This window comes from Anaerococcus sp. NML200537 (assembly GCF_026131715.1).
Taxonomy (GTDB): Bacteria; Bacillota; Clostridia; order Tissierellales; family Peptoniphilaceae; genus Anaerococcus; species Anaerococcus kampingae.
The window spans coordinates 1-16,729 of record NZ_JAMXSL010000003.1; the positions used below are offsets into that span (position 1 = coordinate 1).

Annotated in this window: 15 protein-coding genes; 12 read left to right on the forward strand and 3 right to left on the reverse strand. The window is 37.3% G+C overall.

The features are described 5' to 3' along the window. Nucleotides 1–111 precede the first annotated feature (111 nt). The 10 genes from NH288_RS01165 (at nt 112) to NH288_RS01210 (ending at nt 10,832) form a co-directional block, all read left to right on the forward strand. Nucleotides 112–1,581 (forward strand): PTS ascorbate transporter subunit IIC, encoded by a 1,470-nt coding sequence (locus NH288_RS01165; RefSeq protein ID WP_265212432.1) that lies wholly within the window; start codon nt 112–114, stop codon nt 1,579–1,581. A 16-nt stretch (nt 1,582–1,597) separates the two neighbouring features. After that, nucleotides 1,598–1,894 (forward strand): PTS sugar transporter subunit IIB, encoded by a 297-nt coding sequence (locus NH288_RS01170; protein WP_265212434.1) that lies wholly within the window; start codon nt 1,598–1,600, stop codon nt 1,892–1,894. 31 nt (nt 1,895–1,925) lie between these two features. Next, nucleotides 1,926–2,618 carry an L-ribulose-5-phosphate 4-epimerase gene (locus NH288_RS01175; RefSeq protein WP_265212436.1) on the forward strand — a complete coding sequence of 231 codons (693 nt, stop codon included), beginning with the start codon at nt 1,926–1,928 and terminating at the stop codon, nt 2,616–2,618. Beyond that, a complete protein-coding gene (locus NH288_RS01180; RefSeq protein WP_265212440.1) occupies nt 2,605–3,435 on the forward strand; it encodes an L-ribulose-5-phosphate 3-epimerase in 831 nt (276 codons plus the stop codon). Before NH288_RS01175 ends, NH288_RS01180 begins: the two co-directional genes overlap by 14 nt. Nucleotides 3,436–3,446: 11 nt before the next feature. Beyond that, a complete protein-coding gene (locus NH288_RS01185; protein WP_265212442.1) occupies nt 3,447–4,082 on the forward strand; it encodes a 3-keto-L-gulonate-6-phosphate decarboxylase UlaD in 636 nt (211 codons plus the stop codon). 87 nt (nt 4,083–4,169) lie between these two features. Further along, the gene (fsa, locus tag NH288_RS01190; protein ID WP_265212444.1) at nt 4,170–4,823 is read left to right on the forward strand and encodes a fructose-6-phosphate aldolase; all 654 of its coding nucleotides are present in this window, start codon (nt 4,170–4,172) and stop codon (nt 4,821–4,823) included. 8 nt (nt 4,824–4,831) lie between these two features. Beyond that, nucleotides 4,832–6,823: a transketolase gene (gene tkt, locus NH288_RS01195; protein WP_265212445.1), complete on the forward strand. Its 1,992-nt coding sequence runs from the start codon at nt 4,832–4,834 to the stop codon at nt 6,821–6,823. A 123-nt stretch (nt 6,824–6,946) separates the two neighbouring features. Continuing rightward, nucleotides 6,947–8,635, forward strand: coding sequence for a glycoside hydrolase family 13 protein (locus tag NH288_RS01200; protein ID WP_265212446.1), 1,689 nt, complete (start codon nt 6,947–6,949; stop codon nt 8,633–8,635). Between the two features lie 105 nt (nt 8,636–8,740). Beyond that, the gene (locus tag NH288_RS01205) at nt 8,741–9,574 is read left to right on the forward strand and encodes a formate/nitrite transporter family protein (protein ID WP_265212448.1); all 834 of its coding nucleotides are present in this window, start codon (nt 8,741–8,743) and stop codon (nt 9,572–9,574) included. Between the two features lies 1 nt (nt 9,575). Then, nucleotides 9,576–10,832 (forward strand): amidohydrolase, encoded by a 1,257-nt coding sequence (locus NH288_RS01210; RefSeq protein ID WP_265212450.1) that lies wholly within the window; start codon nt 9,576–9,578, stop codon nt 10,830–10,832. Between the two features lie 271 nt (nt 10,833–11,103). Here NH288_RS01210 and NH288_RS01215 read toward each other — a convergent pair whose 3' ends face one another. After that, entirely contained in the window at nt 11,104–12,288 is a 1,185-nt protein-coding gene (locus NH288_RS01215) for an MFS transporter (RefSeq protein ID WP_265212452.1), read from the reverse strand. Between the two features lie 72 nt (nt 12,289–12,360). On the opposite strand from NH288_RS01215, the gene NH288_RS01220 reads away from it, so the two are divergent. Then, nucleotides 12,361–13,638, forward strand: a complete 1,278-nt coding sequence (locus tag NH288_RS01220) for a M18 family aminopeptidase (RefSeq protein WP_265212454.1) — start codon at nt 12,361–12,363, stop codon at nt 13,636–13,638. Beyond that, the gene (locus tag NH288_RS01225) at nt 13,639–13,935 is read left to right on the forward strand and encodes an MTH1187 family thiamine-binding protein (RefSeq protein WP_106461708.1); all 297 of its coding nucleotides are present in this window, start codon (nt 13,639–13,641) and stop codon (nt 13,933–13,935) included. 307 nt (nt 13,936–14,242) lie between these two features. Here NH288_RS01225 and NH288_RS01230 read toward each other — a convergent pair whose 3' ends face one another. Both NH288_RS01230 and NH288_RS01235 read right to left on the reverse strand, forming a co-directional pair. Further along, nucleotides 14,243–15,502, reverse strand: a complete 1,260-nt coding sequence (locus NH288_RS01230) for an amidohydrolase family protein (protein ID WP_106461710.1) — start codon at nt 15,500–15,502, stop codon at nt 14,243–14,245. A 30-nt stretch (nt 15,503–15,532) separates the two neighbouring features. Continuing rightward, nucleotides 15,533–16,687 (reverse strand): MFS transporter, encoded by a 1,155-nt coding sequence (locus NH288_RS01235; protein ID WP_265212456.1) that lies wholly within the window; start codon nt 16,685–16,687, stop codon nt 15,533–15,535. Nucleotides 16,688–16,729 lie beyond the last annotated feature (42 nt).

The window sequence follows — 16,729 nt, forward strand, 5'->3', positions numbered from 1 at the left end:
ATCCAGTTTTGTAATGTACCTTCGGGTATATCATATTTTTTAGCAACCATCGGACTGCCTCCAGATTCCCCTGATAAATATTCCGTTACTAGTTTGATTTTAAATTCTTTTGTGTATTTTGGCATACAAAAACCCCTCCATCCGTATTCCGGATTTTGGGGTTCAGGTCATAAACCAGCGTTTTTTATAGGTTTTTTAGTATTAATTGGATATCTTTTAGATGGTAGAAAATGGTACGATGCCTTGGCTGGCTTTATCAAGGCAACTGTTGGATATATGATCTTATCTGTTGGTTCTGGTGGCCTTGTTAAGACCTTTAGGCCAATACTTACTGGCCTTAAGGATAGGTTCCAGATATCAGCTACAGTTATTGACCCATATTTTGGTCAAAATGCAGTTACTGAAGGTATGGAACATTTAGGAAGGTCTTTCTCCCAAGTAATGCTTCTATTACTTATAGCCTTTATTGTAAATATAGTACTAGTTAGGCTTAAAAATATCACAAAGATGAGAGCGGTCTTTACAACAGGTCACGTTCAAATGCAACAAGCTGCTACAGCTTTTTGGTTAGTTATATTTTGTTTCCCAAAACTTGGTCAGACACCAATTTTAATCATAATGGCTGTTTTACTAGGCCTATATTGGGCTGTTGGTTCTAACCTAACCGTTGAAGATACCCAACAACTAACAGATGGGGCAGGATTTTGTATAGCCCACCAACAAATGTTTGGTATAAGATTTGCTTGCTGGTTATCTGATAAATTGTTCAAAAATCACAAAGAAAATAGTAAGAGCATTGATGATATTGAATTACCAGGCTTCTTATCTATCTTTAATGAAAACATGGTTGCAACTGCCATCCTTATGACAGGATTTTTTGGAGTTATCCAATTAGTTTTAGGCAAAGATTACCTAGTAGCTCAAGAAGCGTTAAAATTAGAAGATAACTTCTTCTTCTATATATTAGAATCATCATTCTCATTTGCTGTAAACCTTGCTATCTTACAACTTGGAGTTAGGACCTTCGTTGGTGAATTAACTGGATCTTTTGATGGTATTCAAAATAAATTACTGCCAGGGGCTCTTCCAGGAATCGACTGTGCAGCAATATTTGGTTTTGGTTCAGCAAATGCTGTAACAATTGGCTTTATGTTTGGTGCTTTAGGACAATTCTTAGCTATAGCTATACTTTTCCTAATGAAATCACCTACCCTAATAATAGCTGGTTTCGTTCCACTATTTTTCGACAATGCGGTACTTGGAGTTTATTCAGACAACAGAGGTGGCTATAAGGCAGCCTTCTTGATTCCATTTATATCAGGTTTAGTTCAGGTATTTGGTTCAGCTTTCATAGCTTCTTATACAGGACTTGGCCAATACGGTGGATATCTAGGAATGGTAGACTGGGCCACAGTATGGCCAGCTGCTACAGTAATCATGAATAATCTTGGTTACATCGGTGTGGCAATAGTTGCTATAGTATTTATTGCTATACCACAAATTCAATACAGAAAGAACAAAAAAGGCTACTTCCTAATCACAGAAGATTACGAAGCTTATAAAGAAACAATAAATAAATGATATAAAGGAGATAAATATGAAAATTATAGTTGCGTGTGCTAATGGTGCTGGAACATCTTTAATGATGATGAATAAGATTAAACAAGCTTTTAAAGAATTAGACTATAAGGGCAAATTAGATATATCTCACTGCTCTTTAGCAGAAGGTAAGTCTACAGGTAGGACTGCTGATGTAATATTCTGTGCTATCAACTTTATGTCTACATTTGATGATCTAAAGGCAAGGGGCGTACAAATAGTAGGTATGAAAAATATTCTTTCAAAAGATGAAGCTAAAGAAAGAATTTTAGAAAATAATTTATTAGAGAAATAAGAAAAAGAATAAGAAAGGTTAGTAGGAAAATATGTTAGAGGAATTAAAAGAAAGAGTATATAGGGCAAACTTGCTCTTGCCTAAGTATGACTTAGTAAAGTTTACCTGGGGCAATGTATCAGAAATTACTGAAGACAGGAAATATATAGTTATAAAGCCATCTGGAGTTGAATATTCTTCTATGAAAGCAAGCGACATGGTAGTTGTGGATATGGAAGGAAATGTCGTTGAGGGAGATTTAAATCCATCAAGCGACACTCCAACCCATATAGAGCTTTATAAGAATTTCCCAGAAATATCGGGCATAACCCACACCCACTCAAGATGGGCAACCATAATGGCCCAGGCTAAGCTTGATATAAAGGCAGCTGGTACAACCCAAGCCGATTATTTCTATGGTCCAATTCCTGCAACAAGGGATATGACAAAAGAAGAAATAGCAAGCGAATATGAGAAAAATACTGGCCTTGTAATAGTAGAAACCTTTAAGGAAAGAAATATAAAGGCTGACCAAATACCAGCAGTCTTAGTAGCAAATCACGGACCATTCACCTTTGGTAAAGATGCTGCAGATTCAGTATTTCATTCAGTAGTTCTAGAAGAAGTGGCCTTTATGAATTGGCACTTAGAAGCTCTTAAAAGGTATGAAGCAATGAGTCAGACCCTCTTAGATAAGCATTATCTAAGAAAACATGGAGAAAATGCATATTATGGACAAAATTAACCTGGGTATCTATGAAAAGGCCCTACCAAATGAATTAAATATCCATCAGAAACTAAAATTAGCCAAGGAAATCGGCTTTGATCAAGTTGAAATAAGCGTAGATGAGACCGATGAAAAGCTAAATAGGATATATAACGGCTTTGCCTATGACCTAGCCAAGGCTCAAAGAGATGAGGGAGTTAGGATAAGGACAATGTGCCTATCAGGTCATAGAAAATATCCATTTGGTTCCTTAGATACTTTTAAAAGAAATAAAAGTCTATCAATAATGGAAAAAGCCATCGAGTTTGCCGATGTAAATGGTATTAAAATCATCCAATTAGCTGGCTATGACGTTTATTATGAAGAGTCTTGCCCTGATACAGTCAAATATTTTACCGAAAACCTAGCTAAGGCAGTGGAGATGGCAAGTAAATACGGTGTGATTTTAGCCTTTGAAACCATGGAAACCGAGTTTATGGATACAGTAGAAAAGGCCATGAAATATGTAAAACTGATCGACAGTCCATATCTAGGAATTTATCCAGACATAGGCAATTTAAAAAATGCGGCCGTAAAATATGGGACAGATGTAGTAGAAGATTTAAAACTTGGCAGGGGCCATATATTTGCAGCCCACCTAAAGGAGACAAATCCAGGAATCTATAGGGACATGACCTTTGGTTCTGGTGGTCACACTGAATATGAAAGATGCATTAGTGAGTTAAAAGACCAAGGTGTAAATCTTTATACTGGAGAATTCTGGAACCACGGTGAAGAAAATTACAAAGAAATCATAAGAGACGCTTATGAATTTTTGACAAATAAATTGAAATAAAGGAATGAATAATGACAAAACCAAAATTACAAATAGCTTTAGATAGCCAAAATTTAGCGGAAGCTTTAGAAACTGTTAGAGAAGTAGGAGATGTAGTAGACATCTTAGAAGTAGGAACTGTTTTATGCTTGCAAGATGGTATGGAGCCAGTTAGAGCAATCAGAGCCCTATATCCAGAAAAAGACATCCTAGCTGACACAAAATGTGCAGACGCAGGCGGAACAGTAGCCAAAAACTGCAAGGATGCAGGAGCTAATATAATGACAGTCATCTGCTGTGCAACAATTCCAACAATGCAGGCAGCAAAAAAAGAGCTTGATCGTCTTCAAGTAGAGCTTTACGGAGATTGGACCTTTGACCAAGCCAAACAATGGATGGAAATTGGAATAGACGAAGTAGTTTACCACCAATCAAGAGATGCCCTCCTAAGTGGTGAAACTTGGGGAGAAAAAGACCTTAACAAAATCAGAAAATTAATAGACATGGGCTTTAAAGTTTATGCTACAGGTGGCCTTGATGTAAATACATTAGAACTATTTAAGGGGGTAGATGTATATGCATTTATCGCCGGCAGAGGAATAGCAAAGGCTGAAGATCCAAGACAAGCAGCTATCGATTTTAAAGAAAAGATAAACGAAATATTCTAAATTTTAGCAGTGGATTTAAATCGGGGCAATTATTTCCTAGATAAAATTCACTGCTATTTTAAAAAGCATAGAAAAGAAGGAGTAAAAATGAAATTTTTCTTAGACACAGCAAATGTAGATGAAATTAAAAGAATAAATGACCTAGGCCTATGTGATGGAGTAACAACCAACCCATCCCTAATCAACAAAGAAGGCAGGGACTTCAAAGAAGTAGTAACAGAAATAGCTTCCTTCGTAGATGGACCAATATCAGCAGAAGTAACAAGCTATGATTACGAAAATATGGTAAAAGAAGCAAGAGATATAGCTACTTGGGCAGATAATATAGTAGTCAAAATCCCAATGACAGAAGATGGCCTAAAAGCAGTAAATACCCTATCAAAAGAAGGAATCAAAACCAACTGCACCCTAATATTTTCAGTAAGCCAAGGCCTAATGGCAGCAAAAGCAGGAGCCACCTACATATCACCATTTGTCGGAAGAATCGATGATATGGGAGAAGATGGAATAAGGCTAATAAGTGAACTTAGAGAAGTCCTAGACATCTATGGTCTAGAAAGTGAAATAATAGCAGCATCCATCAGAACAAACAAACACTTAGAGGGCTCAGCCCTAGCAGGAGCCCACATAGCAACAATTCCAGGCTCAATCTTTGAAAAACTATGGTCTCACCCATTAACAGATGCAGGTATAGCAAGCTTCAAAAAAGATTGGGAAGCATTTGAAAATAGAGAAAAATAGGTGAGAAAATGACAGGAAATAAAGATATAAAAGCGATAGCAGCCATAAGAAGCCTATCCCTAGCCCAAATAGAAAAGGCAAACAGCGGCCACCCGGGCATCTGCATGGGAGCTGCCCCAATGATTTATTCTTTATGGAATAAATATCTCAATGTAAATCCAAAAAATCCATCATTCTTTAATAGAGACAGGTTTGTTTTATCAGCAGGCCACGGGTCAGCCCTACTTTACTCAATGATCCACCTAGCAGGATACAATCTTCCAATCGAAGATCTTAAAAACTTTAGGCAGATAGGATCAAAGGCCCCAGGCCATCCAGAAAGACTTGACACAGAAGGAGTAGAAGTAACAACAGGACCACTAGGCCAAGGAATAGCAAATGCTGTAGGCATGGCCCTAGCAGAAAAGCACATGGCAGCAGTCTATAATAAGGAAGATTATCCGGTAATAGACCACAAAACCTACTGCCTATGCGGAGATGGAGACCTAATGGAAGGTGTATCCTATGAGGCAATGAGTCTGGCAGGTCACTTAAAATTGTCAAAATTAGTAATGCTTTATGACTCAAATGACATCTGCCTAGATGGAAAATTAAATACATCTTTCTCAGAAAATGTAGAAGAAAGGGTCAAAGCCCAAGGCTGGAACTATATAAAAGTAGATGACGGCGAAGATTTAGAAGCCATAGGCAAGGCAATAGAAAAGGCTAACAGCCAAGATGAAAAACCAAGCCTAATAGAAATAAAAACAATCATAGGCTACGGTTCAGCAAACCAAGGCACAAACAAGGTCCACGGAGCACCCCTAGGTGGAGACGACTTTGCCAAGGCCAAAGAATTTTATAAGTGGGAAAACAAGGACTTTGAAATTCCAGAAAAAATCTATGACACATTCAAAGAAAATCTAGGCAAGAGAGGCCAAGAAGCAAACAAGGCCTGGGATGATTTGATGGAAGAATATAAAAAAGCCTATCCAGAAGCTTATCAATCTCTAATAAATGGTATAGAAAGAAAATTAGACGATAATTTCTTTGACAAGATAAGAAAATATACAGCAGAAGATAAGGCCCTAGCATCAAGAGCATCAGGCGGGGAAATCCTCCAAGACCTAGCCAAAAACAACCGAAATATCTGGGGCGGATCAGCAGACCTCTTTTCATCAAATAAGACAGATATAGGAGAATCTCCATCCTTTAAGGACGACCCATCAGGAAGAAATGTCTGGTATGGAGTAAGAGAATTTGCCATGGCAACCATAGGCAACGGAATTATGGCCCACGGAGGAAGCTTCCACCATGTATCAACCTTCTTCGTATTTGTAGATTATGTAAAGGCAGCCTTAAGGCTATCAGCACTATCCAAGCTTCCTCTAACCTATGTTTTCACCCACGATTCAGTGGCTGTTGGTGAAGATGGACCAACCCATGAGCCAATAGAGCAACTAGCCATGGTAAGGTCAATACCAAATGTAATCGACTTAAGACCAGCAGATGGAAACGAAGTAAGACAAGCTTGGAAAATAGCTCTAGAAAGTAAGGAAAGCCCAACAGTCATAGCGCTTTCAAGACAAAATCTAGAAAATCTAAAGGCAACAGAAAAGCTAGAATCAATCGAAAAGGGAGCCTACATCATAAAAGAGGCAAGCAAGGAAAAGCCAGATGGAATCTTTATTGCAACAGGTTCAGAAGTAGCCCTAGCCATTAAGGCAGCAGAGGCCCTCGAAAAAGAAGGCCAGGCCATAAGAGTAATATCAATGCCATCAATGACCCTCTTTAGAAAACAAGATGCATCCTACAAAGAATCCCTCCTTCCAAAAGATGTTAAAAATAGGGTAAGTATTGAAATGGCTTCATCCTTTGGTTGGGCAGAATGGACCGGAGATAAGGGACTAAATATTGCCATAGATGACTTTGGAATCTCAGGCCCTGGTGATCTAGTTGCAGAAAAACTAGGCTTTAGTGTAGATAATATTGTCAAAAAATATAAGGAAAAATATTTATAGGTTAAGCACTCCTTTCAAAATGATCTCAACCCCAAAATCCGCAAGACGGATGGAGGGGTTTTTCCTTTATAAATGAAAAAATCTCATCCTAGCATATAATTATATAAATGAAAGAGAGGATTTATGAATAAAAGTGCAATTTTACATTTAAGTGAAAGCTTTATGGCCTATGCCATAGGTGAAGACGAACTAAATATAAGGTTGAGGGCTGGTAGGGAAGATGAAGTCGATGTAAGCCTGCTTTACACATACAAATTTGACTACCCGCACAGCTGGCAGGAAGCTAATATGGAGAAGACCTTTGTCGATGAGCTTTTTGCTTACTATGAGATAAATATAAAAATAAAAGATAAGAGATTTGCCTATATTTTCAAAATAGAAGAAGCTAATAAGACTTATTACCTAAGTGAATATGGACTCGAAGAGACTTATGATCTTGATAATTTTTACTTCACATCATTTCACATGCCATATATCAACGAGGCAGATATTTTTAAGCCAGTCGAATGGATGAGGGATGCTGTATTTTATCAGATTTTTGTCGAGAGATTTAATAGGGGGAATTTTGACAAAGATGATACCTATATCAATCAAAAATGGCTAGACTTGCCATCTCCAAAGTCTTTTGCAGGTGGCGACCTTAGGGGAATTACTGAAAAACTAGACTATATTAAAGAATTGGGTATCAACTGCCTTTATCTGACTCCGATTTTTAAGTCACCGACCAACCACAAGTACGATATAATTGATTATTTTGAAATTGATCCGCATTTTGGTGATAAAAAAGACTTTAAAAAGCTTGTCAATAGGGCCCATGACTTGGGTATAAGGATTGTCCTAGATGCAGTTTTTAACCACATGTCCCACCTAAATCCTATCTTTGAAGATGTGAGGGAAAAGGGAGAAAAATCTAAATATAACAATTGGTTTTATATTGATGGAGATAAGGCTGATATAGAAAAGATAAATTACCAGACCTTTGCCCATGTTTATAATATGCCCAAGCTTAGGACTTCAAATAAGGAGGTCCAAGATTATTTAATAAAGGTAGGCAAGTATTGGATTGAGGAGTTTGACATAGATGGCTGGAGACTTGATGTGTCAGATGAGGTTAGTCATGATTTTTGGAAGAGATTTCGTAAGGAAATCAAAAGTGCCAAGGCTGACGCTGTAATTATCGGAGAAAATTGGCACAACGCTGAGACTTTCCTAAGAGGTGATGAATTTGATTCTATAATGAATTATGCCTTTAGTAAAATAAGCCTTGATTATTTTACTAAAAAGATTGATGCAAAGAAAGCAAGTGATCGTTTTAATATGGTTCAGATGAGAAATAGAAATCAGGCAAACATGATGATGCTAAATCTACTTGATACCCACGATACACCTAGATTTATTACAGAAATAAATGGGTCTAGGGATAAACATTTGGCAGCGATAGCTTTAAGCGTTGTGTATATGGGGGCTAACTTAGTCTATTATGGAACAGAAATTGGCCTAGAAGGCAAGGGAGACCCAGATTGCAGGAGATCTTTCCCTTGGATTAGTCTAGAAAAAAACATATCTTATCTGGAAAAAATCAAGGAAATTTTAAGTGTAAAGGGTCAAAAAGTTATAAGAGATGGCAAGATTAAAATTTCAAGCAAGGATGATATTTTATTAGTCGAAAGGTTTGATTGCGAAAGCAAGCTAAGCCTTGCTATAAATTTGGGTAATGATCTAGATTTTGACCTAGGAGATTCAAATATCCTAGCAGCTAATAAGTATGAGGATAAAAAGTTAGGCCGAAATTCCTTTGTAATTTGGGGCTAAGGGAAAATTATTTTATTTTTTAAAAGATAGGCCTAGGCTTGTCTTTTTTCTTAGCCTAGAAAAGGTAAGATTATTAATTAATTAGATAAAAAATAAGGAGTATTTATGGAAAATGATCTAAGCCCTGATAAAATTTTACCAAGGGCGACTGATACTTATTGGAAAAAATCTCAAATGCCGATCAAGAAAACGATGATTTTAGCTTTTTTTGCAGGCGTTTTTATAAGCTTAGCAGCAGTGGCCTCAAGCCTTGCCTCAGCCCACTTGCTTGCAAGTCCTGAGACCTTGCCTATGGGTAAACTTATCCAAGGCCTTGTTTTTACACCTGGCCTAATCTTTGTAATGCTTGCAGGTGGGGAGCTTTTTACTGGTAATTGCCTGATGGTCTTTGCCCTCTTTGATAAAAAAATCAGCCTTAAGACTATGCTAAAATCATGGGCTTTAGTCTATTTTGGAAATTTTATAGGGGCTCTTTTTATAGTAATTCTGCTCGCCCAATCTGGTCAATGGCTAATGGGAGATGGCCTTGTTGGGGCAAGGACAATTTTAATAGCCAAGGCAAAAATAGACTTATCCTTTAGCCAGGCCCTTATCCTGGGAATTTTGGCCAACTTTTTGGTATGCTTGGGTGTTTGGATGGGACTTGGAGCCAAATCTTATGGGTCAAAGGCCATAGCTGGATTTTTCCTAGTGCTAATATTTGTCCTATCAGGTTTTGAGCATAGCATTGCCAATATGTATTATATACCAGCAGGAATTATGGCTAAAAATATTGCAAGTCTTGCGGTAAAATCCGGTCTAGGTGGACAGGCTATAGCTAGTCTTAATTTGTCTAACATGGTTGTTAAAAACCTCCTGCCAGTTACCCTTGGCAATATTATCGGTGGGGCCATCCTTGTTGGATTTTTGTACTTTTTAGCCTATAGGAAAGAGGCTTGATATGGAAAAAGATATAAGATTAACTAGGAGGTTCTACCACTCAATAGCAGAGCCAGGTTTTTTGGAATTTAGGACAACAATTAACATCATAAAAAACCTAAAAGAAATTGGAGTCGATGAAATAAGATTTGGAAAAGAAATCCACAGCCAAGCCTACATGTACGGTAGGCCAAGCCCTAAACAAACAAAGGCCTATGCAGTAACAATAGATGAAGATGTCGATTTCGATATTTCAGAAATCCTAGAAGGTTACACGGGAGCAGTGGCAAAAATTTATACAAATAAGCCAGGCCCAAATATTGGTTTTCGTTTCGACATAGATGCCCTAACAATCAGAGAATCTAAAGAAGAGTCCCACAGGCCAGCAAAAGAAGGCTTTAGGTCAAGAAATGATAAGACCTGCCACGCCTGTGGCCACGATGGCCACCTATCAATTGGGCTGTTTTTAGGCAAATGGCTTGTAGATAATAAGGAAAACCTAAAGGGTACCTACACCCTAATCTTTCAACCAGCCGAAGAAGGCTTAAGAGGAGCAAGGTCCCTGACAGAGGCAGGAGTTGCTGACAACCTAGATTATCTATTTGCAGGCCATTTGGGAATGGGAGTAGAAGATGGGAAAATCTGCGTAGGGACAGGAGGATTTTTATCATCCACCAAACTAGATATAACCTTTAAGGGACATGCCTCTCACGCAGGTGCCCTCCCAGAAGAAGGAAAAAATGCCAACCTAGCTGCAGCTACAGCCACCCTAAACCTCCACACCCTAACCCAATTTTCAACCGGCATGGCCAGGGTAAATGTAGGAGTAATAAGAGCAGGGTCAACAAGAAACTCAGTATCAGATAGGGCAATCTTAGAAATGGAAACCAGGGGAGAGACAGAAGCCATCAACCAGACCCTGGTAAAAAGAACCTACGAGATAGTAGAAGGAGCGGCCAAAGCCTTCGACCTAGCCTATGAAATAAAAACAGTAGGATCGGCCCCAGCTCTTTTAAAGATAGAAAGTGAATTTTATAAAGAAATAAACGATATGCTAGGAAAACGAGGCTATAAGACCTTCCTAAATGGCAAATTTAAAGCCTCAGAAGATGTAGTCTACTTCATAAACAAAGTAGAAGAAAATGGAGGCAAGGCAGTCCACTTCATATTCGGAAGCAAACTAGCAGCAGGCCACCATAAGGATAGTTTTGATTTTAATGAGGATACTCTGGAAGAGGCCTTGGGAGTTTTTAAAGAAGTTATAAGATATTTAAACTGAGATTTATCCAAGATAATATTATTATTTACTTTAATTCTTCGTTATCTTATCACGTAATAAATTGTTGTCATCAAGCTGATGACTTCGCCTAAGGGGGAGGGCCAAGGACCCATGCGAAAGGGTCCTTGGGCCTCCTCTTTAGACGAAGATTCAATTGTAAATAAATATAATTCGATATGAGATATAATTACGAAGAATTAAAGTAAAAAATTATAATTCATTAAAAATGAGAAAAAAGGGGGATTTTAAAAGGGGCTTAGGCCCCTTTTTTCTATAAATCTTTTGGTTCTTTTATTATAAATGACCCAATGATGAAGGTTGCTGATAAGATTGCTGTTGCCATTAGGGCAGTTTTTTCTCCTGCTGAATGCTCTATCATTACTATTATCTGATAGGCTATGGTTTCTAGGATATAAACTAGGGACCAATAGACGCTCATGATTTGGGTTAGTTTTTCTGAATACATGCCCGGAATCTCTTGTGGGATTAGGACGAAGTTTGTTAGTGGTACATACATTATTGTTCCCAAAGCAAGGGCTAGGATTGTTGAAAATGTCGCATTTGTTGAATTTATTAGGGCTATGGCTATTATTGTTGTAAGGATGCCTGATATTTTTAGGGTTGGGACTCTTTTTGTTGATTTTTTTGCTACTATTATTGATAGAAGAGTACCGATTAGGGCTCCTGTTGTAAATAGGGTTGAGATTTTGCTGGCAGGTATTGGTGAAAAGTTGGTGTTTGGGAAAATATTTAGCATGACCATATATAGGGTCAAGTGGCCAAAATACATGGTTGGCATGATTATGGCGATTTTTTCCTTAAAGGCATCTTTTAGGTTAAAGTCTAGGCCATCACTTGTTTTTGTTGATGAAATTTCAAAGTTTTCACCAAATATTAGCCAGAGGGCGAAGATTATAAAAGATACGATAGCAAAAGCTACTAAGGCCCACCTACCAAGTCCTAATAATTTTATGATTGGTCCTATTAGAAGGAGAGCTAGGATTGATCCTACATTGTAGGATACGTTATTTAGGGCATTTACCACTGGTCTTTGATCTGGGTGGAAGTAATTTACTACTACTGGTGAGAAGTAGACTACAAAAAGTGCTCCTCCAAAGCCCATGATGAACCTTCCTATTAGAAAAACAGGAAAGGACTGGGATAGGGCTGCAAGCATGGCCCCTGCTGGTATTAAGAGTGCTGCAAGTCCTATAGATTTTTTGGGAAAGAGCTTGACAAAGATTGTTGCAGCTATCAGATTTCCCAAGATTTTTGCCACAGTTACCACATTATTTATAAGGCTAACTGCGTGAGGGCCTTCCACATTAAAGAAATTTAGGATATTGGGTGTAAGTTTTGAACCTGCTATCCAGTTGACTGCGAAAAATGCGTAGGCTAAGAACATAAGTCCTTCAATAATTACTGGTTTAATTTTTAAATTTTTTTGCTCATTCATTTTTAACTCCTTAATAAAATAATTATACCCATTTTCAAATGAATTTTATCGGTCTTGACGTATGATAATTTTATGATGAAAATATACAAAGAATTTAGTGAAGATTTAATAAAATTTATTGATGCATCTCCTCTAAACTATTTCGCAGTTAAAAATGCTAGCGAAATTCTAGAGGAGGCTGGCTTTAAGAGGCTTTCTGAAAAAGAAAATTGGGAATTAGGAAGGGGAAAATACTATGTAATTCGTGATGATTCCGCTCTTATAGCCTTTGAAATAGGAAAAGACCCAAGGGAGGGCTTTGAGATAATAGGATCTCACACCGATAGCCCAACCTTTAAAGTCAAGTCTAATCCAGAAATAGGGACAAATGGCTATTTAAAGCTAAATATAGAACCTTATGGGGGCATGATTCATTCAACCTGGCTTGATAGGACCCTATCTCTAGCAGGAAAGGTTGCCTACAAGGAAGGCGATGAGATTAAATATTCTCTTGTAAATATTGACAAGAACCTTTTGACTATTCCAAATGCAGCCATCCACATGAATAGGGAAATCAACAAGGGCTATGGTTATAATCCTCAAGATAAACTTTATCCTCTTGTAAAAACTATCAGCGATGCGCTTGAAGCGGATGGATTTATTCTTAAACTTCTTGCTGAGGACCTGAAAATAGATGAGGATGCCATCCTTGACTTTGACCTAGGCCTTTATGATAGGCAAGCTGGGGCGATAATAAATGATATGGTTCAAGTAGGAAGGATTGACAATCTCGGTTCTGTTCACGCTTCTCTTAGGGCCCTTGTGGATTCTAAAGAAGGTGCCAATAAGATGATTATCTTAAATGACAATGAGGAAATCGGATCAAGGACTAGGGGAGGAGCGGCTTCTAATTTCTTAAAGGCTGTGCTTAAGAGAATTGCCCTTAAATCAGGTCTTGATGAGGAAGGCTACCAAATTATGGTGGAAAATTCTATGCTGATTTCTGCCGACCAAGCCCATGCCATTCACCCATCTTATCCAGAATATTCTGACCCAACTAATATTGTAAAGATGAATGAGGGACTAGTAGTAAAAATCGCTGCAAATGGAGCCTATGCATCATTTGTTGAAACTAAGGCAAGACTTTTTGACCTAGCAAATAAATTGGGTCTTAAGCTACAGACCTTCCACAACAGAAATGACAAGACAGGTGGTTCCACAATTGGGCCAATCACAACTACAGTTCTTGGCCTAAAGACCATAGATGTGGGTATACCAATGCTTGCCATGCATTCTATTAGAGAGCTTTGCGGCATGAAGGACCATTACGAGGCATACGAAATATATAAGGGATTTTTTGAGGAGATTTAAATGGCAATAGTAGAAGTAGCCCTTGTGCCACTTGGCACCAAGGAAACATCAGTTAGTAAATATGTAGCAGAAGCAGAAAAAATCCTAAAGGATGAGGGCCTAAAATATAAGCTAAATCCTATGGGAACTGTAATTGAGGCAGATTGTGACAAGGCCTTTGCCGCCATTAGAAAGATGCAAGAGTCAGTATTTTCTAAGGGAGCAGACAGGGTCTACACAGTTATAAAAATTGATGACAGACGTGATAAAAAAGCCTCTATGGAACAAAAAATAAAATCAGTTGAAGATAAGCTATAAAAAAGTGCTGACCTTGCAGGATTGACAAATCTATTCTTTTGATAATATTATTTATAATTGTATCAAGCTATAAAATTTAATTAATAGACATTTTCTTTTAAATAGGCCTACTTACTTAAGCTAGTTAGGATTAATATTTTTTCTAAAGAGAGTGTCTATTTTTAATTCAAATTTATTATTAACTGATGATGTATTTGTAATAGTTTTTAAAAACAAATTGTATTAAAAAAAGCGTCAATAAACCCGATTAATTAACGGATTTATCGACGCTTTGGGGCCTATAGAGCCCCTATTTTTTTGTTGATTTTTATTTTAATTTAAGAGCAACTTCAAATTCTCTTTTTGCTTTTTTAAATAAGAATTCTCCATTACGTACTGATGAAAGACATTCAGCCCTATTTCTTATTGCCTCAAATTCATTTGGTGCATCAAGAACTATGAAGTTAGCTGGTTTTCCTTCATCAAATCCATATTCGTCTTGAAGGTACATTGCTTTTGCTCCATTATAAGTTACAAGGTCAAAGTCCTTATCAAAGTCCTTTTCGCCCATTAGTTGTGCAAGGTGGATTCCATTATCAAGAATATTCATTAGGTTTCCATTGCCTGCTGGGTACCAAAGGTCGACTATAGAGTCTTGAGCAAAGCATACATTAATACCATTATCTACAAATTCACGAACTCTTGTGATACCACGACGTTTTGGGTATGAATCTTGGCGGCCTTGTAAGAAGGCATTTTCTGTTGGAAGGGAGACGAAATTTAATTTAGATTTTCTAAATAGTCCCATCATTCTAAAGGCATATGAATCATCAGCTGATCCAAAGGAACAAGTATGACTTGCTGTTGTTTTTTCAGCAATACCCTTCATCATTGCTTCTGCATTTAATACTTCTACAAATCTTGCCATAACATCATCAGTTTCATCACAGTGAACGTCAATAAGTTTGTCATGTTTTACTGCAAGCTCAACAATTTCTTTTAGTGACTTTTCTCCAAGTTCACGGCTCCATTCGTTGTGTGGAATTCCACCAACAACTTCGCAGCCAAGTTCAAGCGCTTCTTCAACTAAATCTCTTCCTGTTTTGCCATCTTCTTTATATGAATACATACCATTTTGTGGGAAGGCAACAACTTGAATTGTACACTTATCTTTTAATTCATCACGCACTTCAAGAGCAGCCTTTATTCCTGTTAGGTTAGGATCAGTACAGTCAGTTTGAGCCCTTATATATTGAGTACCATAGGAAAGACAATCTTCCACTGCTTGGTAAATTCTATTTTTCATATCTTCTTTTGTTACTCCCTTTTTGAAGTCATTCCAAAGGTCGATTGCTTCAAAAAGTGTTCCTGATTCATTTTTAACTTCATCAGTCTTACCAATCATGTAGTAGTCTAGGTGAAGGTGGGCATCCACATATGGTGGAATAACAAGTTTTCCATCTAAATCAATAACTTCATCTGCATCTTCCAGATTGTTTCCAAATTTTGAAAACTTTCCATCTTCAACTAAGATTTCAGATGAATCTCCATGACCATAAACTTTTGCATTAATAAATTTTTTCTTCATAATATATTCCTCCTAAGAAATTTTAAATAATTAAGCCATTGTCTTCTTTGATAAAATCGTTACAATCAAACCTACTCCTAAGATTGTAGTCATTAGGATAAGTAGATTATTAATATTTCCATTTGCAAGTATTGCTCCACCTAGTGAACTTGCAACCATTATTGAAAAATTAAAACTTGCAGATTGTAATGACGTAGCAACTGCTGATGCGTTTGGTGGCACTTGTCTTGCAACTGCTGTTTGATATAAGGTAACTAAGGCTCCAAAGCCAATTCCCCATAGGATAAATCCTAAGTGAACCATAAGACTAATTGATGAAAAGACACTAAAAAATATAAAGGCTAGGCAAGATGACGCTAACATTAAAAGGCAAAGTATCTTTATATGCTTATCAATAATTTTTCCTGCAATAAAAACAGATAAGATTGAACCAATTCCAAAAAGAACTTGGGCAAATCCAATTCCTCCACTGTAATTCATTGAATCAACCAAATTTGTGATATATGTGTAAACTCCGTAGTTAGTAACTACTGATATAAAGGTAAGTAAGATAATAATAAGCACGCCTTTATTTTTGATAAGAGTAAGAGGTGAGTTTGCCGCAACTCTTTTTTCTCCAGAAACTTCTGGCAACATGAAATTACTGCCTAGGGCAATAAAAATAATAAGAATTGCAATTGCTAAAAATTCAACTCTCCATCCAATATTTGTACCAATAAATGTTACAAGCGGAAGACCTAAGCTCATACCAAATGTCGTACCACTCATAATAACAGCGACTGCCAAGCCCTTATGTTCATCATCAACAAGCTTCATTCCGTAAGCCGCAATCATTGGCCACAAAACTCCAGCACATATTCCACCAATAACTCTTCCAACAATGGCAATACTATAACTAGGTGCAATACCTACTAAGATATTACTTAGAGCAAAGCCTATTAGTAAACCAAGCAAAAGCTTCTTCCTGTTAAATTCAACAGTTGCAGATATTAATGGAATTGCAAAAATCGCACTGGCTATTGCATAAAAACCAACTAAAGTACCAGCTTGTGCTTCTGATATACCAAGACCAGTCATAAGCTCTGGCAAGATTCCAGACGGCACTAATTCAGACAAGATCGCCATAAATGTTACGCTTGCCATAAGTATAAAAGTTGGCCAATGAAAATTTTTATTTTCTACCAAATATATAACCTTCTTTCTATAAATTCGTTCATAATTATTATT